General features: G+C 56.7%; 23 protein-coding genes. 9 read left to right on the top strand and 14 right to left on the bottom strand.

The features are described 5' to 3' along the window. Positions 1 to 150: 150 nt before the first annotated feature. From rlmB to DOLE_RS09855, 14 genes are all read right to left on the bottom strand, one after another. A complete protein-coding gene (gene rlmB / locus DOLE_RS09795) occupies positions 151 to 921 on the bottom strand; it encodes a 23S rRNA (guanosine(2251)-2'-O)-methyltransferase RlmB (RefSeq protein WP_012175325.1) in 771 nt (256 codons plus the stop codon). Further along, entirely contained in the window at positions 918 to 1550 is a 633-nt protein-coding gene (gene gmk / locus DOLE_RS09800) for a guanylate kinase (protein ID WP_012175326.1), read from the bottom strand. The genes rlmB and gmk overlap by 4 nt, the downstream gene beginning before the upstream one ends. 12 nt (positions 1551 to 1562) lie before the next feature. After that, positions 1563 to 1856: a DUF370 domain-containing protein gene (locus DOLE_RS09805; RefSeq protein ID WP_012175327.1), complete on the bottom strand. Its 294-nt coding sequence runs from the start codon at positions 1854 to 1856 to the stop codon at positions 1563 to 1565. A 174-nt stretch (positions 1857 to 2030) separates the two neighbouring features. Further along, a complete protein-coding gene (locus DOLE_RS09810; RefSeq protein ID WP_012175328.1) occupies positions 2031 to 2915 on the bottom strand; it encodes a YicC/YloC family endoribonuclease in 885 nt (294 codons plus the stop codon). A gap of 155 nt (positions 2916 to 3070) precedes the next feature. Continuing rightward, positions 3071 to 3610: a DUF4416 family protein gene (locus DOLE_RS09815; protein WP_012175329.1), complete on the bottom strand. Its 540-nt coding sequence runs from the start codon at positions 3608 to 3610 to the stop codon at positions 3071 to 3073. 8 nt (positions 3611 to 3618) lie between these two features. Further along, entirely contained in the window at positions 3619 to 3795 is a 177-nt protein-coding gene (locus DOLE_RS17970; RefSeq protein WP_012175330.1) for a Trm112 family protein, read from the bottom strand. Between the two features lie 241 nt (positions 3796 to 4036). Continuing rightward, positions 4037 to 4849 carry a DUF3786 domain-containing protein gene (locus tag DOLE_RS09820; RefSeq protein ID WP_012175331.1) on the bottom strand — a complete coding sequence of 271 codons (813 nt, stop codon included), beginning with the start codon at positions 4847 to 4849 and terminating at the stop codon, positions 4037 to 4039. A gap of 282 nt (positions 4850 to 5131) precedes the next feature. Beyond that, entirely contained in the window at positions 5132 to 6202 is a 1071-nt protein-coding gene (locus DOLE_RS09825) for a hypothetical protein (RefSeq protein ID WP_012175332.1), read from the bottom strand. Between the two features lie 26 nt (positions 6203 to 6228). Then, positions 6229 to 7056: an SDR family oxidoreductase gene (locus DOLE_RS09830; RefSeq protein WP_012175333.1), complete on the bottom strand. Its 828-nt coding sequence runs from the start codon at positions 7054 to 7056 to the stop codon at positions 6229 to 6231. Next, a complete protein-coding gene (locus DOLE_RS09835) occupies positions 7053 to 7811 on the bottom strand; it encodes an SDR family oxidoreductase (protein ID WP_012175334.1) in 759 nt (252 codons plus the stop codon). The genes DOLE_RS09830 and DOLE_RS09835 overlap by 4 nt, the downstream gene beginning before the upstream one ends. A gap of 185 nt (positions 7812 to 7996) precedes the next feature. Then, entirely contained in the window at positions 7997 to 8875 is an 879-nt protein-coding gene (locus tag DOLE_RS09840; protein ID WP_012175335.1) for an amidohydrolase family protein, read from the bottom strand. A gap of 135 nt (positions 8876 to 9010) precedes the next feature. Next, on the bottom strand, positions 9011 to 9691 hold the full coding sequence (locus DOLE_RS09845; protein ID WP_041280488.1) for a TetR/AcrR family transcriptional regulator: 681 nt from the start codon (positions 9689 to 9691) through the stop codon (positions 9011 to 9013). Positions 9692 to 9780: 89 nt separating this feature from the next. Beyond that, a complete protein-coding gene (locus DOLE_RS09850) occupies positions 9781 to 10983 on the bottom strand; it encodes an acyl-CoA dehydrogenase family protein (RefSeq protein WP_012175337.1) in 1203 nt (400 codons plus the stop codon). Positions 10984 to 11188: 205 nt separating this feature from the next. Beyond that, positions 11189 to 11899, bottom strand: a complete 711-nt coding sequence (locus tag DOLE_RS09855; protein ID WP_012175338.1) for a histidine phosphatase family protein — start codon at positions 11897 to 11899, stop codon at positions 11189 to 11191. A 280-nt stretch (positions 11900 to 12179) separates the two neighbouring features. Between DOLE_RS09855 and DOLE_RS09860 the strand changes: the two genes are divergently transcribed. The 9 genes from DOLE_RS09860 to DOLE_RS09900 all read left to right on the top strand — a co-directional run bounded on the left by DOLE_RS09860 (position 12180) and on the right by DOLE_RS09900 (position 21427). Beyond that, on the top strand, positions 12180 to 12956 hold the full coding sequence (locus tag DOLE_RS09860) for an electron transfer flavoprotein subunit beta/FixA family protein (RefSeq protein ID WP_012175339.1): 777 nt from the start codon (positions 12180 to 12182) through the stop codon (positions 12954 to 12956). An 8-nt stretch (positions 12957 to 12964) separates the two neighbouring features. Then, positions 12965 to 13948, top strand: a complete 984-nt coding sequence (locus DOLE_RS17405; RefSeq protein WP_012175340.1) for an electron transfer flavoprotein subunit alpha/FixB family protein — start codon at positions 12965 to 12967, stop codon at positions 13946 to 13948. A 381-nt stretch (positions 13949 to 14329) separates the two neighbouring features. Next, positions 14330 to 15166 carry a phosphate ABC transporter substrate-binding protein gene (locus tag DOLE_RS09870; protein ID WP_012175341.1) on the top strand — a complete coding sequence of 279 codons (837 nt, stop codon included), beginning with the start codon at positions 14330 to 14332 and terminating at the stop codon, positions 15164 to 15166. A gap of 144 nt (positions 15167 to 15310) precedes the next feature. Further along, a complete protein-coding gene (gene pstC / locus DOLE_RS09875) occupies positions 15311 to 16207 on the top strand; it encodes a phosphate ABC transporter permease subunit PstC (RefSeq protein ID WP_041281045.1) in 897 nt (298 codons plus the stop codon). Positions 16208 to 16216: 9 nt separating this feature from the next. Further along, the gene (gene pstA, locus DOLE_RS09880) at positions 16217 to 17101 is read left to right on the top strand and encodes a phosphate ABC transporter permease PstA (protein WP_012175343.1); all 885 of its coding nucleotides are present in this window, start codon (positions 16217 to 16219) and stop codon (positions 17099 to 17101) included. 13 nt (positions 17102 to 17114) lie between these two features. Further along, positions 17115 to 17870, top strand: a complete 756-nt coding sequence (pstB, locus tag DOLE_RS09885) for a phosphate ABC transporter ATP-binding protein PstB (protein WP_012175344.1) — start codon at positions 17115 to 17117, stop codon at positions 17868 to 17870. A gap of 186 nt (positions 17871 to 18056) precedes the next feature. After that, on the top strand, positions 18057 to 18737 hold the full coding sequence (phoU, locus tag DOLE_RS09890; RefSeq protein WP_012175345.1) for a phosphate signaling complex protein PhoU: 681 nt from the start codon (positions 18057 to 18059) through the stop codon (positions 18735 to 18737). A 12-nt stretch (positions 18738 to 18749) separates the two neighbouring features. Beyond that, positions 18750 to 19451, top strand: coding sequence for a response regulator transcription factor (locus DOLE_RS09895; protein WP_012175346.1), 702 nt, complete (start codon positions 18750 to 18752; stop codon positions 19449 to 19451). A gap of 200 nt (positions 19452 to 19651) precedes the next feature. Beyond that, positions 19652 to 21427 carry a sensor histidine kinase gene (locus DOLE_RS09900; protein ID WP_012175347.1) on the top strand — a complete coding sequence of 592 codons (1776 nt, stop codon included), beginning with the start codon at positions 19652 to 19654 and terminating at the stop codon, positions 21425 to 21427. Positions 21428 to 21577 lie beyond the last annotated feature (150 nt).

The following is a 21577-nucleotide window of genomic DNA, read 5'->3' on the forward strand; positions in this document are numbered from 1 at the left end:
CGGGATCGGGATCGGAACACGCAGAGCAAGCATTGGCCATCAGTCGGGCGAACACAGGGTTCACCCCTACCGTATTTGAGAATGTCGGAGCAGCACAGTCCCGCCGATGGCGGGATCAAGGTGACTCGCCCGAAGGGTGAAATATTCGGATTAACGACCGATGACGGCCTTTGCCCGCCGCTGGCGGAATGCCTCGTACATGGCAACGGCCCCTGCCACCGAGGCGTTGAGGGAATGAACCATATCGGTCTGGGGAATGGAAAGAATAAAATCGCACTTCTGACCCACCAGGCGGCGAATGCCCCTGCCTTCGTCACCCACCACCAGGGCCAGGGGGCCGGTCAGGTCGCTGTCGTAGATGGTCTGTTCGCCCCTGCCGTCCAGCCCCGCGATCCAGAGGCCGGCATCCTTCAGGGCATCCAGGACCCGGGCGATGTTGGTTTCCCGCGCAACGGGCAGGAACTCCAGGGCTCCGGCCGAGGCCTTGACCGCCGCGGGTGTGGGAGAAGCGGCATTGTCCTTTGGAATGATCAGGCCGTGAACGCCGGCGCACAGGGCGGTACGGGCCAATGCCCCCAGGTTGTGGGGGTCGGTGAGACCGTCGGCAACAAGAATAAAAGGCGTGTCTGTTGACGGCACGGCAGCCAGCAGGTCCGCAAGCGGCACAAAGGGATAGACCGAAACACGGGCCGCGATTCCCTGGTGGACCTTTCCCCCGGTCATCTGCTCCAGGTCCCGGGCCGGAATTTCGTTGACCGGAATGTTGTGCTGCTCCGCGGCCTGAAGGGCCTGTTGATGGGGCTGCCGAGTTTCCCGGCCGGATGCGATGAAAAGCGTGTCCACCTTTCGCCGGCCGGCGGTGATGGCCGCCATTACCGGGTGAATGCCGTAAAGGGTCTCCGAACGGTCCGGCCGTTTCAATCAGGCCTCCCTGGTGCCTGTCGATAGCGCTGAGCAATGGCCACCAGTTCCTCGGTGGCCCTGGAAAGATCATCGTTAAGCACCACATGGTGGTACAGGTCCTTGCGGGCCATCTCCTGTTCGGCGGCGGCCATGCGGCGTTCAATGGCGTCCGGCGCGTCGCCGCCGCGCTTTTCCAGGCGCCGGCGCAGCTCTTCGATGGAGGGCGGCAGAATAAAAATACCGACGCTGTCCGGGTACCGGGCAAAGAGCTGCTCCGCGCCCTGGACATCGATATTGAGGACCACGTCAATGCCCATTCTCAGGCGGGACCGGATAAAGTCGGCGGAGGTGCCGTAAAAGTTGCCATGGACCTCGGCCCACTCGGCCCACCGGCCCTGTTCAATCCCTTCTCGGAACTCCGCGTCGGAAATAAAATGGTAGTCCTCCCCGTTCTGCTCGTTTTTCCGGGGTGTGCGGGTGGTGTAGGAAATCGAACGGACCATGCGGGGCATCCGCTTGAGCAGGGCCGCGCACAGGGTGGTTTTACCGGCGCCGGAGGGCGCGGAAACAATAAACAGCCGTCCCGGCGCCCTGCTCAGGAGCTTGGATTTTACGGAAGCTTTTGTGGCTTGTTGTGTCTTACGCATATCGGGGCAGGACTATTCGGGCATCAGGTCCGGATCATCATCCGGTCCGAGCCGGTTGCCGTTGATGGCGGCAAACCGTTGAGAAATGGTCTCCGTATGAATGGCGGAGAGAATAACGTGATTACTGGCCATCACGATCACAGACCGGGTTTTCCGGCCCTGGGTGGCGTCCACCAGCCGGCCGGCCTTTTTGGCCTCGTCCTTCATCCGTTTGACCGGCGCCGATGCCGGTGAAACAACGGCAATGATGTCTTCGGCTACAATACGATTGCCAAACCCTATATTTAATAGGTTTTTTCGGTGCATGAACCTGATTGCCTTTCCGGATAAACAGGGCAGACGACAGTTTTAAAAATCTTTCTTTAACACCGAAACGGGGCGGAAGCAAGCATGTTTGAATCCATCAATGTCCTTTTTTTGGGATTGGAAACCTTTTTCGTGTCCGCATAAAAGATGAATGAACACAGGAAAAGATTCGGATTATGCCACGTTCTGCACCTGCTCCCGCAGTTTTTCCAGTTCGGTTTTCATGGCCACCACGGTGGCGGATACCCCGGAGTTGACCGTTTTGGCCCCCATGGTATTGACTTCCCGGTTGAACTCCTGAAGCAAAAAATTGAGCTTTCTGCCGCACGATTCGCCATCGGCCATGGCGGCCCGGAACTGGGCGATGTGGCTTTTTATCCTTACGATCTCTTCAGAGATATCGCACCGGTCCGCGTGCAGGGCCGCTTCCTGAAGAATCCGGGATTCATCGATCTCCACCGTGCCGTTCAGGAGAGAGGCCATCCGTTCTTCAAGCTGACGGGCGCAGGCGTCCACCAGCCCGTCCGAAGCCTTTTCAACAGTGCCCACGGCGGTTTCAATGGCCCCGACGCGTTGCGTCAGGTCTGCCTCAAGAAAGGCTCCCTCCTTTTCCCGCATGACATTAATATCGGCGAGGGCCGACAGCACCGCTTCCTGAATCACCGCCAGCTCGGTTTCGCATGGCCTGTCCGGCTCCGTTGGGGTGATCACCCCTTCAAACCGGGCCACCATCTCCAGGGGCACCGGTCCGGGAATTCCCAGTGCTTCCTGGAGTGAGACAAGGGCCGCGTGATAGCCGGCGGCACGGGCCGTGTCAACGGTAAACCGGGGAACCGCCTCACCACGGCTCTCTTTGACCGTAAGCGCGCACTCCACCCTGCCCCGGTCGATGCTCTCGGTAATCCATTGTTTAATGGCGGCCTCAAACTGCCGGCAGTTGGCCGGCAGGCGAAGCACCAGATCCAGAAACCGGCTGTTGTAGGTCCGTATCTCCACTGACGCGGACAACCCATCGTGTTCCACGGTTTTTTCCGCATACGCGGTCATGCTTTTGACCATTTGTGCTCCTGTGATTTTATTTTTCGGTTCATCGCCCGATCAGTTGTTTATCCATATCGAAATCGAATTGTAGTTTCGGCGATGCTCTCAAAGATTATTTCCCTCTGGCCCCTGGCTTCCCTCGCGCAAACGCCTTTTTCGGCGCGAGTGGGAATTTAATCCCGCGCGTCCGGAAATTCCAGCGCCCGTACATAGCGTTCCCGGACCATCAAAAGAAAATGTCGCATCTCGCTGCCGGCGTAATCCGGGTAGGTCCACGGCAGGGGCGTAAAATCGTTGTGCTGGTACAAAAGGGTTAAATCCGCATAGATGCCCTGTTCCAGGTAAACCCGGTGGGTAAAATTCTTGCCTGTGGCCAGCACAAACCGCTCCATGGTCAGATAGCCGGGATCAATGTTGACCCGGCGGCGCCCGTTTGCCGCAAACCGCGCCTCAATGGCGTTGGTGGTGTGCTTGATATCGGCCAGACGGTCCTGGTCCACGGGCCGGGAAAAGGAAAATACCCGCCGGAACAGGGGGGCGCCGAATTCGGCGGCGTAATAGTCGGTATAATCAAAATCGAGCCACGCGCTGACCAGGTCCATGGGGCCGAAGGCGTGGGCCAGTTTTTCGGCAACCGTTTCGATCAAAAGTTTTTCATTTAAAAAAACACTGATGACCAGGCGGGCCGGTATGGGGGCGGCAGGAGTGCTCATGAAAAGAATTAGGTTTGGTCCACGGAAACGGCTTCTTCAATCAGCATGATGGGAATGCCGTCCCGAATCTCATACTTCAGTCGGCATGCGTCACAGATCAGCCAGTTTTCGGCATCATCCGTATGAATATCCCCCTTGCATTTGGGACAGGCCAGAATTTCGAGAAGTTCTTTTTTGATGGACATGCTCACTGCTCCTTTTTACCGGATTTTATCGGAATATAGCAAACCGGACCGAACCTGTAAAATGAAACCTTGACGACTTCGTAAAAAGCCCAATTTCTGTGTTGCGCCGCATTCACTCGTCACTGCGGCGTACGACCAGTACGCCTCATTCCTCGGGATTTGCGCGCCTTGAACTTGAACTTTTTACAAAGCCGAGAGAACCGTGCCCTACCCTGCTTAAAAATTTTATGAAACATACCAATCAGGCGCCGGGCACGCCGTGGCGCAGGGAAATCTTTTCAAACATCTGTACGATGCCGGCAATGATGCTGTACAGGGGGTCGACACCCAGGTTTTTTTCAACGGTCCTGTCAAAAAAGATGTTGAGGCTGGATTCGAGCCCCTCGTCCGGCTTCCAGTAACAGATCAGAATGGGCACCAGCGGCAGAGGGTAAAGCACGATGGAGATGTCGGCCTCGTAAAGGTTTTCCACCCGCTGGCCGTTAAACAGGTGCACCATGTCTTCAAACAGGTTGGTGTAGGTATCCGCCACCTTTTTGAGGGGCTGTTCACACCGCTGCACAAACAGGCCGTTTCGTTCGGCCCCGTTTTTCAGTTCACGAAAGGGGACCCACTCCCCGGACACGGGCAGGCCGGCGGATTCCATCACATAGATCAGCAGGGGGATGGCCACCCATGGGTTGACATGAATCTCGGACGCCATTTTTCCGTCCGAATAGATATGAAAATCCTTGCCCATCACCTTCAGGGTCAGCCGCCCGTTGGCAAAGACACCGCCGACGCGCCTGGCCGCCTCGGCCAGGTCGATCTGCCGGATCTGTTTTTTGAGTTGGGCCACGAAGTCGTCCATGCCGTCGCTGATGGTCGGTTTTTTTTCCACAAAGCCGTCGTACTGCCGAAGGGTTTCCGCATCCAGCCGGGGGCAGTCTGAAAGCGGGCGCTTGCCCTGGAAAACAGCGGCGGCAAAGGCCAGGCAGGTCTTCTCGTTGCAGGCCCGGCAGTTGGACTTGTCCAGCAGCTTGAACACATCCATCACGGTTTTAAACGAAGACACGCGTTACTCCTTTACACACTCAAATAATTTTTATCAGAAAAAACCTGCAAACAAAAATACATCTTATCCAAATCGGGATCGCTATCGGGATCGGGATCGGACTCAACGTGATGGCCCATTGAATTTTGATGCTCTCGTAAAAAGTCTATTTGGGATGGCAAAGTAAAAAGTTCAAGATCAAGGCGTCGCAAATCCCGAGGAATGAGGCGTACTTGTCGTACGCCGCAGTGACGAGGGGTGCAGCGCAACGCAGATATTGGGCTTTTTACGAAGCCATCAATTTTAAAAGGCGGTCACATCGCTACGTATACGGCCGGACGCCACTGATTCAAAAAAGGCATCGGCCAGCTCGCGACTTCTGTCCGCTGTCACGCGCCAGCAGGCCATGCGTTCGGTGTCCCGGCCCCGAAAGGCCATAAAATCCTTTCTATCCGGGATTTTTCCCATGGGCAAGGATTTTATGAAAGCCGGTGACGGGGCCACCATCAATGTGTTTTCCATGTGTGCGGCAACCGGCCTGCGCCAGGCAAGGGGTTTGTCGAACCAGCCGGGAATCACCCGGTTCACGTAGTGGGGAAACAGGACAATCCGGCCATCATGATTGCCCAGCGGCATGTTCATGTGGTAATCGATCAGGCCCCCGTCCCGGTAGGTGCCGGCCGGAGACCCGGCAATATTTTTAACACCGGACATCACCATGGGAATGGAGCCCGAAGCCAGCACCGCCTGGCGAAGATTGTCCCGGCGCAAAACCACGGTCCGGGTGGGAAAGTCGTTAAAGCCCGAAAACCGGTCACCGCCTTTGGGATGGCAAAACAGGGTCCGTTCAAAAAAAAGCCGCAGGGTCCGGCGGCCGGCCGCGTTAAACAGGGCGGCCAGCCCCATGGCCGGTGCCTGCAACAGCTTTTGCTCTCCGGCCAGGGCGCCCCGGCATCTCACCGACAGGCAGTTGAGCCGGAATACCGGGTGAGAAAGAATATGGTCGACCTGGTCGTCATCCACAAACCGGTCCAGGATTCTCAGGCTTTCGGTTGTGACCTCTTCCGGCGAGGGACGGGCCGAGTACTGCTGGTTGATATACGCCTCGACAAACCGGTCAAAGGCGGCTTCAGGATCAACGGTGGATGCCGCGGTAAAACGCCATGAACCGATGGATGACCCGATCAGGTGCAACGGTGCTGACCGTCCGGAAAACCAGCGGCCAAAGAGCAGCCGGTCCAGGCCGTAAAGCACCAGCCACTTGGGACCGCCGGCAGCTCCGGCCACCACGGACACGGCATCGGGATGAAGCCCTTCGTCCCGAATCCGGGCCAGGGCTTTTTTGCCGGCCATCAGTACAAACGGTCTGTTCATCGGTTACCCGTCTTTTTTGAAATATCTCACGATGTTTTGTTCCCGGCCGGCCGGGGCGCAAGAAAGCGCTTCTTCTCTTTTGCAACAATTTTTGAAAACAGTTTAAAAGGGGCGAACCGTTTTACCCGCCAGGCGGTCCTTGCCTTGTCCTGGGGAATCACCAGAAAATCACCCCGGTCAATGCCCCGGCAGATCGCCCCGGCAATCTGGTCGGCGTCAAACTTTGATTTATTGATCAACCCCTGGGTCAGGCGGGTCAGGTGATCGCTGGTGGAACGCAGTGAACTGGCCAGGTTGGTCTTGAAAAAAGACGGGCACACCACGGTGACGGCAATATTGTCGTCGGCCAGCTCAAAACTGAGGGTCTCGGAAAGGGAAATCACACCGGCCTTGCTCACGTTGTAAGAGACCGAAGACGGGGGATTCAACAGGCCCGCCATGGAGGCGATGTTGACAAACCGGCCGTGTCCCTGCTTGCGAAACAGGGGGGTAAATACCTTGCAGCCCCGCACCACGCCCAGCAGGTTGATCTCCAGAATCCACTGCCAGTCGGAAAGCGGGACCTCGGCAATGCCGCCGGCGGCGGCCACGCCGGCGTTGTTCACGACAATGTCCACGCCGCCCCAGTTTTTCTCCAGCCAATCGGCTGCCGCTTGCAGGTCACTTTCCCGGGTCACATCGCAGGGGACAAAGGCGGCCCGGGCGATGTCCTCGGACAGGGTCTGCGCAAACGCCTCGCCTGCCTCCTGGTTGACGTCACCGATACAGACCCGCCAGCCCCTGGCGGCATATTGCCGGGCCAGGGCCTGGCCCAGGCCGGAGGCCCCGCCGGTGATAAAAATACGTTGGTTCACGAGAGCATGCCCCCGTCACAGGTAATACAGCTTCCCGTGGTAAAGGAAGAGGCATCGGAAGCCAGGTAGAGCACCGCGCCCACCATCTCTTCAGGGGTGGCGTGACGGTTCATGGGAATCCGGCTCACCGCGTAATCGTAAATACCCTTGTTGGCGATGATGGCTTCGCTGAACTTGGTCTCGGTAAGGCCGGGCAGCAGGGCATTGACGCGGATCTTATCCGCGGCCAACTCCTTGGCAAACGCCTTGGTCATGGCCACCACCCCGGCCTTGGTGATAGAATAAATACCCTGGAACGGGGCCGGACTCACGGCGTTGACCGAAGCCACGTTAACAATCGAACCGCCGCCACCGGCCTTCATCATTTTGGCCGCGTACTGGGACATGAAAAACGGCCCCTTCAGGTTGACGGCGTTGGTCTTGTCCCAGGCCCACTCCTCGGCACCCAGCAGGTCCCCGAAGTAGGGATTGGTGGCCGCGTTGTTCACCAGTATGTCCAGCCTGCCGTAATCGGCCTGGATCTTGGCAAAAAGGGCTTTGAGCTGGTCCATATCGCCCACGTTGCAGGCCACGGCATCGGCCTTGCCGCCCGCTTGCGCGATTTTTTCCACCACGGCCTGAAGGGGTTCGATCTTCCGGCTGACCAGAATGCACCGGGCCCCGCTCTCCGCCACCGCCAGGGCAATAGCCTCGCCGATGCCCCTGCTGGCGCCGGTAATCAGGGCCACCTTGCCTTCCAAAGAAAAATTAACCATGGCTTATGCCTCCTTATAATCAAGTTTGATTAAACACTCACTTTTGACGGCTTCGTAAAAAGCCCAATTTCTGTGTTGCGCTGCATTCACTCGTCACTGCGGCGTACGACGAGTACGCCTCGTTCCTCGGGATTTGCGGCGCCTTGAACTTGAACTTTTTACTTTGCCGTCCCGGTTTTGACTCTTTACGAATTTATCACTTTTGCCACTCGGATAAAATTTTCTCCCAGCAGCTTTTTTTGAACAGCGCTGTCGGGAAATATTTTTTCAATGCGGGCCTTGATCAGGCCCATGTCAAACGTGTGGTCCCGGTCATGAAAGCCGAACGGCCCGTCCGTTCCGAAAATACAACGGTCCGGGCCAAGGGCCGCCACCGCCCTGGCCAGAATCCGCTCGCTCACATAACTGGTCTGGGAAAGGTCCACCAGCACGTTGGGTATGTGATGTATCGCCTCCCAGGTATCGGCATACAGCGGAAACCCGGCATGGGCCAGCACCAGCTTGAGGTCCGGCACCGCGTGCAGCAGGGGCATAAAATCGCCGTGGGTCCCGAACCCGGCATGGTTTAACAGGGGCCGGCCGTCGGCCGCCCCTTTTTTTGCCACGGGTATCAATTCGGCGGGCGCGTAGCGGTGCCAGAAGGAGTGGGCTTTTATCCCCACGCAGCCGGGGTGGTCCCGCCACTTATCGTATTCAGCCACCGGGTCCTGTTGGCCGGCCGGATTGACAAACACCCACCCGTAAAACCGGTCGGGATGGGCATCCACGGTTTTAAACACCGAGGCATTGTCCAGTTCGGCATAAATCGGACAGGGCCGCCCCAGGATCTTGATGTCACCAGTTTTCGTAAAATTGGACACCGCCGCCCTGCCGGCCCATCGCAGGGGCCGGTGAAACAGCAGAAACTGCAACGCGGAGATCAGAAATGGCGGGGGCTCGGTAAACGCATCCACCAGGGGCGCCATCAGGGCCACCCGGTCAATCCCGGCGTCGTCCATCTTGCGCAGGATCGTATCCACGGGCATCAGCCGTTCGTCTAAATGAAAATGGCAATCGATGATCATGGCGCCCTCCTTTCAATGAGTAAAGGCAGCGATTTTTGCGCTACTCTGCTCCACTGCTCCTGCATTCCGAATCTTACTCGTGATCGTCTGTTTTTTTCGATCCCGATACCGATACCGATCCCGATTTCGATAGTGTTAGGGCCGGACATAGGTATTCACCATATCACACACAAAATCGGCATAGACATCCACCCCCACCTTGCGGCGGGAGTATTTCCATCGTTTCAGGTACCAGTCCTGAAGCATGGCCTTGATCACCGAGGCTGTCAACAGGGTGTTGTGGCTGCGAAACGCGCCGGTTTTAACCCCCTGCTCCAGAATACCGGTGTAGAGCTGCTCGGTATAGAGTTCACTGGTAATGGCTTTTTTCTGGTCTTCTTTGCCCAGGTGCTTGGCCTCCATGTAAAAAAAATAGAACCACGGCTGCATGGTTTCGCTGAGATAGAGATGCGTACGAATGGCGGTGGAAAGCCGCTTTTCAGGCGTGGTCACCCCTTCCAGCGCGCCGGTCAGAATCCGGCTGGTGAGCTGGTAGCCCTGTTCCTGAATGATGCCCAGCAGCTGTTCTTTACTGGAAAAATAGGAGTACAGGGCGCCCAGGCTCAGGCCGGTCTCTTTTGCCAGGTCCCGCAGGGTCATGGCGTGAAACCCCTTGGTGTTGCTCAGCTTCAGGGTGGCATTATAAATATTGATCAGGTTTTTGATCCCCACGGCCTCCTTTTTCACCTTGATGGTGTCCTGGTGGGCCTGAAAGATATCCCGGCAGATATCCTCCATGGAGATCATGACCTGGTTTGAAAATAATTCAAATGTCATTGACTGGATAACGCCTTCTCTCTTATATCGCTATCGAAATCGGGATCGGTATCGGGATCGATATCCCTCGGCCCCTTGAACCCTCTCCCCTACTTCTTTCCTTCGTAGTCCCTGAGAATGCGCTTGGCAACGTACATCTTGTGCACCTCGTCGGCCCCGTCGTAAATCCGGGCGGCCCGCTCGTGGCGGTAGTAAAAGGCCAGGATCGTGTCATCGGTCATGCCCAGGCCGCCGTGGACCTGTAATGCCCGATCAATCACCCGCAGCATGGTGTTGGCCACCATGAACTTGATAAAGGAGATGTCGTACCGGGCCTCGCGAGCGCCGTATTTATCGATCTTCCAGGCCGCATGCAGGGTCATCAGCCGGGCCGCCTGCATCTCGGCCGCGGAATCGGCCACCCATTCGCGAATAATCTGGCGGGTGGCCAGAGTGCTGCCGTCCGGCAGAATCATGCGCTGGTTGGCCCGCCGGCACATCAGGTCAAAGCACCGCTTGCAGATGCCCAGCCACCGCATGCAGTGATGAATCCGTCCCGGGCCCAGCCGCTCCTGGGCAATCACAAAGCCATGGCCTTCAGGCCCGAGCAGGTTCTTTTGCGGCACCCGGCAGGACTGAAACAGAATCTCGGCGTGGCTGGCATAGTCGCTGCCCTTTTCCCCCATCACCGGCAGGTTGCGCACCAGGTTGAAGCCCGGGGTGTCGGTGGGCACAATGATCATGCTGGCCTGAAGATAGGAAGGCGCGTCCGGGTTGGTTACGGCCATGACAATGGTGAATTTGGCGCCTTCCGCCGCCGTGGTGTACCATTTATGACCGTTGATCACGTAGTCGTCTCCGTCCTTGACCGCCGTGGTCTCCAGCATCACAGGGTTGGAACCGGCCATGTCCACTTCGGTCATGGAAAAGGCGCTGCGGATGTCGCCCGCGGCCAGGGGTTTGAGATACATCTCCTTCTGTTCTTCGGTGCCGTGTAAATGGAGAATCTCGATGTTGCCGGCATCCGGTGCCTGGCACCCGAACACGTAATGGCCCAGGGGGCTGCGGCCCAGGGATTCGGACACCAGGCCATGCTCCACCAGGGAGAGCCCCATGCCGCCCAGCTCTTTTGGAATCTGGGGACCCCACAGCTCCATCTTCTTTACCATGTTGCGCTTTTCCTTCAGTGCGGGCACCATGTCGGCAAAGGAACGGGTCAGAAACTCAGGCTCCATGGGAATCAGTTCCTTTTCCACGAACTCGTCGATCATCTCCAGAATCGTCTGCATTTTATCGGAAATTGCAAAATCCATGATCTTCTCCTTACTTTATGGGGTGTTAATATCTGTTTTACCTCTTATCAAAATCGGTATCGGGATCGCTATCGGGATCGATTGGTGTCTGCTCCTTTGACAAAAGGTTGGGGTGGAACTCTCGACCCCGATACCGATACCGATAGCGATAGCGATTTATTAAAAAGGTATTTCTCTTCTACCCGCCACCTCCGACGACCATACTTCACCGGTAAGTGATGATCTCCCTGTCGGCGTGCATCTCCAGCCAGGGATATTCATTAAAGGACGCCATCATGATTTTTTCATGGGTACACTTGAACCGGGTCATTGATCCGTTGACCACCTGCCAGTTGACCTGCATGGCCATGGCATCGGAAAGCCGCAGTACCTCTTGAATAGTCGCCGATATGGGGCCGCCGGAGGTAAAGACAGCCACGTTTTTTCCACGGCCGTAACGGGCCATGAGCGTTTCAACGCCCCGGATGACACGCGCCTTGAAGGCGGTCCAGGTCAACTCTGCGGGCAGATGGTGATCGCCCCCGACCCACCGCAGCATGACCGCCTCAAAAAGTCGCTGAAACGCCTTTCGGTCGGTAAACATCAGGCCGGCATCCCGGTTGAATGCCTCGCTTTCCGCCGTCATCACCGGAATCAGCTCCCTTAACACCGTGGTAAAATCGTATTCCGCCATTTCCGGGATTTCGACAATTTCAGGACCGGTGCCGCCTTTTTCCTGACAGGCGTCGATAAGGGGCCGGGCCGTTTGTCGGTGACGCTGCTGGGGCCCCACCAGGATCGCGTCAAAAGTCATGTGGGACGACAGCAGGTAATCGGCCAGCAGCCGGGATTGAAGCTCCCCCACCGGTGAAAGGGAGTCGTAGTCGCTTTTGCCGAAGGATGCCTGACCGTGCCTTATAAAATAGAGGATACTCATGCCTGATGCTCTCGTAAAAAGTTTATTTGGGATGGCAAAGTAAAAAGTTCAAGATCAAGGCGTCGCAAATCCCGAGAAATGAGGCGTACTTGTCGTACGCCGCAGTGACGAGGGGTGCAGCGCAACGCAGATATTGGGCTTTTTACGAAGCCATCATTCCTGCCATCTTAGAGGAATCAAAGCGGCTGTCAAGAAAAAACGAACGAACGTTCGTTTTTTCTTGTAACCTGTTTTCCGCTGATATACTATCAAAACAAATCTACCGCAGAGGAAAGTACCCATGAGAATTCTCGTATGCGTCAAGCAGGCGGCCCAGCTGACCGATCCGGAGCTGCCCGCGGAAGGCGGCACCATCCGGCTTGCCGACCTGGAACCGGAATACGATATCAACTATTACGACACCTTTGCCGTTGAAGAAGCGGTACGGCTCAAGGAGACACTGCCGGATGTGACCATTGACGCGGTCAGCGTGGGACCGGACCGGGTGGAGACCACCCTGCGCCGAGCCCTGGCACTGGGGGCCGACAACGCCATTCATGTTCATACACCGGACATGTCAATGATGCCGGCGGCAACGGTGGCACACCTGATTGACCGGTCCACGGCGGACAGAGACTACGACCTTATCCTGGCCGGTGTGATGTCCGAAGATGCCATGCAGCGCATGACAGGCCCCATGGTGGCGGCCCTGCGCGGTCTTCCCTGCGCCACGTCGGTGATCAAGACCCGGCTGGACATGGAAAAAAAAGCGGTCACTGTTGTGTGCGAGCTGGAAGGCGGGCTCCACGAAACCGTGGAACTGGCCCTGCCGGCCCTGGTCACGGTCCAGTCCGGCATCAACCTGCCCCGTTACGCCTCTCTGTCCAACCGGCTGCGGGCCCGGTCCCAGGCCATTGAAGTGGTCCGGGTTGATCCAGCGGACATTCCCGATACCGGGGTGGCCTTCGGTCCGCTCTTTGTTCCCGCAAAAACAGGCGGCGGCGAAATCCTGACCGGCACACCCCGGGAAAAGGCCGAAAGCCTGATTTCCCGGCTGCATGAAAAATCGATTTTGTGAGGCAGACCATGAACGCCACCCTTCTGCTGATTGCCGAGACTATTGACAACCGCGTAACCGGCACAAGCCTGGAAATGACCGGCCTTGCGCAACGCCTGGCCCCAAACATGACGGCGATGTTTGCCCTTGCCGGAAGCGACATCAAAACATCAGCCGAAAAACTGGCAGCAGGCACCGGCATACCGGTAACCGCCTTTGAAGGCCCGGACCTTGCTTTTCCCAACCCGGAAATTCTGGCCGATCTTATCGGTTCACTGGTGGAGCAGACCGATGCGGAGATTGTCTGCTATCCCCACACCACCTGCGGCTGTCATGCCGCGGCCCGCACCGCCGCCCTGATGGACGCGCCCTGCGTTCCAGCGGTGGAAAGTGTCGAAAAAGAGGGAGACGCGCTTGTCTTTCGCCGTTCCGTGCACAATGGCCGGTTGAAAACCACGGCAATACCCCGGCGCCGGCCCGTTGTACTGACCCTTCTGCCCGGGGCCTTCAAGCCCGCCGGGCCACCGGCCCCATCCGACTCCCCGCCCGCCATGACCCTGCAAAAAGTTGAAAAAAAAGCGACGGGGTTTTCTCCCGTCGAATTGACACGGGAAGCCTCGGGCGATGCGGCCCTGGAGCATGCGGACATCATCGTGGCCGTGGGCCGGGGCATTGGAGACCCGGAAAACCTCGGAATCGTCAACGACCTGGCCCGGCGCCTGCCCAACGCCGCCGTGGCCGCCTCCCGCCCCCTGTGCGACCTTCAGTGGCTCCCCTACTCCCGCCAGGTGGGCGCCACCGGCAGAACCGTCACCCCCCGGCTCTACATCGCCTGCGGCATCTCCGGTGCCCAGCAGCATGTTTACGGCATGAAGGATTCCCAGTGGATCGTGGCCGTGAACACCGATCCCCATGCCACGATCTTTTCCGTGGCCCATATCGGCGTGGTGGAGGACCTGTTGACCTTTCTTCCCCTGCTGGCCGAGGCCTATGACGAGATGAAAAAGGCCTGAAGCCTTCATTCCTTATTTATAATCGAAATCGGGATCGGGATCGGGATCGGGATCGAAGTGGCGCCCGAACAAAAACGTATCGATACCGATTTTGATATGAAAGATGCTGTCGAAGTATTCAGGCTTCCATAAAAAGATCGCGGCCCGGCCTCTTGCGCCCGGCGTTCCTGTTCGTGTTTTTTAGACCCTGCTTTTTATTCAAATGTTTACTTTTATTGGGATTAAGCGTAAAAGTAAGTTTAAGATACGCACAGTCATCCGGTATTTTTCACGAAAAATTAACCTCGTCCTAATAATTTCCTAACATCTTCTTTTTATAACTTCACACAAGCGACATGTTGCACACACAACAAAACCAAAACCATAAAAAGGAGATACACCATGAAAACCGTTTTCAAGTTCTTCGCTTTGACCGCGTGCCTGCTGCTGTCGGTCAGCCTGGTCGCACCCCAGGCCATGGCCGGGCAGCTCGTCATCAAGGGTTCCACCACCGTTCTGCCCTATGCCCAGAAAGCGGCCGAGGCCTACATGAAAGCCAGGCCTGACGTAGCCGTTTCCCTGTCCGGTGGCGGTTCCGGTAACGGGATCAAGGCCATTGTGGATGGCACCACCGACATTGCCAATGCTTCGCGCTTCATCAAAGACAGCGAGGTCCAGATGGCCATGAACAAAAAACGTTACCCGGTCCCCTTCCGGGTGGCCCTGGACTGCATTGTTCCGGTGGTCCACAAGGACAACTCCGTCAAGGATCTTTCCATGGACGATCTGAAAAACATCTATACCGGAAAAGCCAAAAACTGGAAAGAATTCGGCGGCCCCGACCTGGGTATCGTGGTGGTGTCCCGTGACACCTCCTCCGGCACCTACGAAGTCTGGGAAGAGCTGGTGCTGAGAAAAGAGATGGTCACTCCCAGGGCACTGACCGTTGCCTCCAATGGGGCCATGGTCCAGACCGTGGCCGGCACCAAGGGCGCCATCGGCTATATCGGCATGGGCTACCTCAACGATGCGATCAAGCAGTTAACGGTAAACAGTGTGCTGGGCACGGAAGAGACCACCCGCAGCGGCCAGTACGCCATCAGCCGGCCCCTTTTCATGTTCACCAACGGCTGGCCCACTGGCGTGCCCCTGGACTTTATCAACTTTATATTCTCCCCAACCGGCCAGAAACTGGCACGGGAAGTGGGCAATGTGCCGGTGTTTAACCCGGGCAATTAAATGGAAACCAATTAACCGAACCAGCCCAACCGGATATGTCATGGGGCGCGCAAACAGAAAACTGTAAAAGGCGCTCTCCCCGCGGAATACAACCGATTTGCCGCGCCTTTCATGACATATCCGGCTTTTCGGAAAGAAAGAAACATGACATCCGCCGGCAGACGCAGCCTGAAAGAAAAAATCATCAAGTCCATTTTCCTGGGCATTGCCCTGGCGTCGATCACGACCCTGGGCCTGATCACTGTTTTTCTTTTTTTAGAGGGGCTGCCCGTGCTGCAATATGTGTCGGTAAAAGAGCTGATCACCGGCACCCTGTGGTATCCCACCCGGGAGCCGCCCCTGTTCGGCATCCTGCCGCTGATCGTGGCATCCGGTTGTGTTACCCTTCTTTCAGCGATTTTTTCCGTCCCCCTGGGCATCATGACCGCCATCTATATCGCCGAAATCGCCGGGCCGAGAACCGCGGAAATCGTCAAGCCTACCGTGGAAATTCTTGCCTCCCTGCCCTCGGTGGTGATCGGCCTTTTCGGCCTGGTGGTGGTGGCCCCCCTGCTTCAGAGAATGTTCGGCATTCCCGTGGGGGTCAACCTGTTCAATGCCTCCCTTATGCTGGGATTCATGGCCGTGCCCACCATCTGCAGCATCTCCGAAGATGCCATCCGCAGCGTGCCCGGCTCACTGCGGGAAGCGTCGCTGGCCCTGGGCGCCACCCACCTTGAAACCATCATCAAAATCGTGCTGCCCGCCGGGGCTTCGGGTATTGCCACAGCGGTGATTCTCGGGATGTCCCGGGCCATCGGCGAGACCATGGTGGTACTGATGGTGGCCGGTGGTGCCGCCATGATTCCCGAATCCCTGTTTGACCCGGTGCGGCCCATGCCGGCCAGCATTGCCGCGGAAATGGCCGAGGCCCCCTTTCGGGGCAGCCATTATCATGCCCTGTTTGCCATCGGCGCGGTGCTGTTCTTTTTTACCCTGGTATTCAACCTGACCGCCGACTACCTGTCCAGCCGGTATAAACGCAAGCAATTAAGTGGATAGCGCAAGACCATGAACACCATCCATCAAAAACCTGCCGGACTTCAAAAACGGCGCCTGCTTGAGGGCCTGTTTTTCTGGCTGTTCCGGGGCGCCGCCGTGGTCAACGGCCTTGCCCTCTTTGTTGTCGGTTATTTTGTCATCTCCAACGGGGCGGAAGCCATCAGCTGGGAGTTTCTCACTCAGCCGCCTACCGACTCCATGACAAAAGGCGGCATCTTCCCCTGCATCCTGGGCACATTCTACCTGGCCGCCGGCGCCATTTGCTTTGCCCTGCCTATTGGTGTGGCATCGGCCGTTTATATGAATGAATACGCCGCAAAGGGCCGGGTGCTGCGCATCATCCGGTTCGGCATCAACAACCTGGCCGGGGTTCCCTCCATCGTGTTCGGCCTGTTCGGCCTGGCTTTTTTCTGTATCGTGCTCGGTTTGGGTGTCAGCCTTCTGGCCGGCATCCTGACCCTGGGTGTGCTCACCCTGCCCGTAATCATCGGCGCCACCGAAGAGGCGTTAAAAGCCGTGCCGGACGACTATCGCAAGGCATCCCTGGCCCTGGGCGCCACCCAGTGGCAGACCATCTACCGGGTGGTGCTGCCGGCGGCCATACCTGAAATTCTTACCGGCGCCATTCTCGGCCTGAGCCGGGCCGCCGGAGAGACCGCGCCCATCATGTTTACGGCAGCGGTTTTCTTCACCCCGGTTCTTCCGTCTTCGCTGTTTGACGAAGTCATGGCCCTGCCCTATCATATCTATGTACTGGCCACGGCGGGAACGGATATCGCCCTGACCCGGCCCTTACAATATGGTACCGCTCTTGTACTGATTGTCCTGGTATGCGGCATGAACCTGTTTGCCATCATCACCCGGTCTAAAATGCGAAAAAAGCTGAAAGGATAACACAGGAGTTCCCATGCCGATCAAAATGTCCGCAAATCATTTGTCTTTTTTTTACGGCGACTTTGAAGCCCTTTCCGATATCACGCTGGATTTCGAACAAAACCAGGTTACGGCCCTGATCGGGCCGTCGGGTTGCGGCAAGAGTACCTTTCTGCGCTGCCTGAACCGCATGAACGATCTGATTCCCGGCACCCGGGTGGAGGGCGAGATCACCCTGGACGGCCAGCCGGTCTACGGCTCCCGGGTGGACGTGGTCAACCTGCGCCGCATGGTGGGCATGGTGTTTCAGAAACCCAACCCCTTTCCCAAGACCATATTTGAAAATATCGCCTACGGCCTGCGCATCAACGGTGTAAAGGATAAATCCCTGATTGCCAACAAGGTGGAAGAGAGCCTGAAGCAGGCGGCGCTGTGGGAGGAGGTCAAGGACCGGTTGTCGGCATCAGCTTTAGGCCTTTCCGGAGGCCAGCAGCAACGGCTCTGCATTGCACGGGCACTGGCTGTTGAGCCGGAAGTCCTGCTGATGGATGAACCGGCCTCGGCCCTGGATCCCATTGCCACTCAGAAAATCGAGGAACTGATCCACCTGCTCAAGGCGTCATACACCATCATCATCGTGACCCATAATATGCAGCAGGCGGCCCGGGTGTCGGACACCACGGCTTTCTTCTATATAGGTAAATTGATCGAGACCGGTGAAACCGACGTGATCTTCACGCGGCCGGAGAAAAAACAGACGGAAGATTATATTACCGGGCGGTTTGGATAGATAGAAAACATATAATACACTATATCGAAATCGGGATCGCTATCGGGATCGAATATTGTTGCTTTTTCGATACCGATCCCGATTTCGATAACGATTTCGATCGGCAGAGGCTGCAACAGAAGATTGATTATCTAAATTCTTAATAGCAATTGCTTGACACAAAGCATAAACTTCTAAGGATACCCCATGACCAAACATTTTGAAACCGAACTGGCCGCCATCAAACGGCAAATTCTTGATCTGGGCGCCATGACCGAGGACCGCCTCAACAAGGCCGTCACCGCCGTGTGCGAAAGCCGGCGGGACCTGGCCGAACAGATCATCGCCACCGACTATGAAATCGATGACCTGGAGGTTGAAATCGAGGAGGATTGCCTCAAGATCATTGCCCTGCACCAGCCCGTGGCCATTGACCTGCGGTTTTTGGTGGTGACCATCAAGATCAACAACGACCTGGAACGTATCGCCGATGAGGCGGTCAATATCGCCCAGCGGGTCCAGGCCATTGCCGGCAAGCAGGCTACCGGGTTCTATTACGACTACGCGCCCATGGGGAAAAAGGTGAAAAGCATGGTTCAGAAAAGCCTCAACGCCTTTGTGCAGAAAGATGCCGAGGCGGCCAAGGCGGTGCTGTTTGCCGATGATGAAATCGATATGCTGCGGGGCGAAATTTACGATATTTTAAAAGGCACCGGTGACACGGGCAATATCATGGATACCGAATACCTGCTCAACATGTTCCTGATATCCCGTCACCTGGAGCGGATTGCCGATCACGCCACCAATATCGCCGAAGAGGTGATTTACATGGTGGAGGGAGAAATCGTCCGGCATGCCCATGGAAACATACTGTCAAAAAAAGAGTGACCGGGGACAACCATGGCAAAAGAAAAAATCCTGATCGTGGATGATGAAAAAGACATCCTCGAGCTGCTTCGGCTCAGCCTGGAACGGGACGGCTACCAGGTGGCGTGCGCGGAATCCGGGGAAAAGGCCCTGGAAATTGTTTTATCCGGCCGGCCGGACCTGGTGGTGCTGGACCTGATGCTGCCGGGCATCGACGGTCTTGAAGTGGCCAGGGCGATTCGAAACGACGACCGGATACAGGGGACCCCGATTTTGATGCTGTCGGCAAAAGGGGAAGAGTCGGACATTATCACCGGCCTTGAACTGGGGGCTGACGACTACATCACCAAGCCCTTTTCCCCGAAAATACTGATTGCCCGCATTCGCTCTGTTTTACGAAGGCAGCAGGCAAAAGCCGCGCCACCGGACCCCGGCCGGACCATCGCCGTTTCCGGCATCACCATCCATCCCCGGAAACACACCGTGGAAGTGAATGGGAAAAAAATTGACCTGACCCCGTCGGAATTTGATATCCTGTCTTTTCTTGCTTCCCGGCCCGGGCTGGTGTTCACCCGATGGCAGATCGTGGACAAGATCCGTGGAGAGCACTACGCCGTCACCGACAGAAGCGTGGATGTACTGATCTCCGGGCTTCGAAAGAAACTGGAGGATTACGGCGAATATATCGAAACAGTCCGCGGCGTGGGGTACCGGTTCAGGGAAATCGAGGAATGACGAGCGGATCCAAGTTTTTCGATTACGGCCGTCTGAATCGGGCATGTGTTTCAACACGAAGAACACGAAGCACACGAAGATACTTGCTCTTCGTGAACTTCGTGTGCTTCGTGCCCTTCGTGTTAAAAAAGGTCAGACGGGTGCTGACACAATAATCACGACTATTTTAAAAACTACGGAGTAAGGTTTCGGAGTTTCTATTGAAGAAACGAAAAAAAATACTGCACCAGATCTACCCCACCTATCTGGTGGTTACCTTCGGCTCCCTTTTTGTTGTCATATGGTTTGTTTTCCATACACTCAATGGATTATTTCTTGATGAAACCCGCCGGGACCTTACCGCCAGGGCTGAACTGATCAAACATCACATTAAAGCCACCGGGCTGACAGAGCCGGCCCTTGACGCCTGGTGCAAGACGGCGGGCAGTGCCGCCAAAACCCGCATCACCCTTGTGTTACCCTCAGGCCGGGTGGTGGCCGACTCCGAAGAGGATCCGGCCCGGATGGAAAACCACACCGACCGGACGGAAATTTTACAGGCATTGCAAACCGGGTCCGGAAGTTCCCTGCGATACAGCGCCACCCTGAAAACACAGATGATGTACGTGGCGTTGCCGATGACCGGAGAAAACAGTGCCCGGCTGGTGGTTCGCACCGCTCTGCCGGTGACCTCAATTTACAGTGCCCTGGGCGGCATCAAATTCAACATATTTGCCGTGGCCCTGGTGCTGGCCCTGCTGGTGGCCCTGGTAAGCCTGGTCATTTCCCGGAACATCGCCCTGCCGATCCGGGAGATGGAACAGGGCGCCAGGCGGTTTGCCGGCGGGGATCTTTCTTCAAAACTGGTTCTGCCCGCATCGGCTGAACTGGCAAGCCTTGCCGAAGCAATGAACGACATGGCCGGCCGCCTGGATGATCGCATCAAAACCGCCATTCGGCAAAAAAACGAGCTTAACGCGGTTTTTTCCAGCATGACCGAGGCGGTAATCGCCATCGGGAGTAATGAAAAAATTCTGCGGGTGAATCACGCGGCCGAGACGTTTCTGCGCAAATCCAGGCAGGCCCTGAATGGGACATTTCTTTACGAAGTAATCCGAAACCACGATTTTAAAAAATTTGTCGAATCAGCGGTAAAAACCGACCGGTCGGAGGCCGACCTGCCCTTTGAATTGGACGGGAAGACCCATATTATCAACATTCATGCCAGCGCCCTGGTGGATGAAACCGGGGAGCGCATGGGCGCACTGCTGATCCTCAACGACGTAACCCGAATGCGCCAGCTGGAAACCATGCGCAAAGACTTTGCCGCCAATGTTTCCCATGAACTCAAAACCCCGCTGACCTCCATCCAGGGCTTTACCGAGACCCTGCTGGCCGAGCCATCCCTTCTGGACAACGCCCATGTGGTCCGCTGCCTTGAAATTATCGCCAACAACACAAAGCGTCTGACAACCATTATCGACGACCTGCTCAAGCTGTCGGAAATTGAGCACGCGGACCGGCAGAAGGACTTTAACTTTCAGGAAGCGCCCCTGGCTGATGTGATAAATTCAGCGGCGGCCATCTGCAGGCCGGACCTGGACTCAAAACAGATAAAACTGGAAAGCGACTGCCCCGCCGACCTGGCACTGCCCATTGACCCGTTTCTCCTGGAGCTGGCCCTGGTCAACCTGGTGGAAAACGCCGTCAAATACAGTCCAAACAACAGCGAAGTGGGGATTTCAGCCGAGGACAAGGGCAGGGAGGTTCATGTCTCTGTGATCGATCACGGCACAGGCATTGCCGAAGCCCACATCCCCCGGATATTTGAACGGTTCTACCGGGTAGACAAAGCCCGAAGCCGCGAACTGGGCGGCACCGGCCTGGGGCTTGCCATTGTCAAGCACGTGGCCCAGATTCACGGCGGCAGAATTGAGGTTCAAAGCACACCGGGTAAGGGTTCTGCCTTTACCCTGATTTTCCCCCGGCCGATGTAATGGCCGTCCCGGCATAACGGGAATCATCCGCCCTGCCCGCACGATTTTCATGCGTTTGGTCTTCGAACCGAGGCATTTCAAACCCGTCCGGACCGTTGGCCCTGTCAGCAAAAACCTATTGCCATACGGGCGGTTATGCACTATAGTATT

Source organism: Desulfosudis oleivorans Hxd3, assembly GCF_000018405.1.
Taxonomy (GTDB): domain Bacteria; phylum Desulfobacterota; class Desulfobacteria; order Desulfobacterales; family Desulfosudaceae; genus Desulfosudis; species Desulfosudis oleivorans.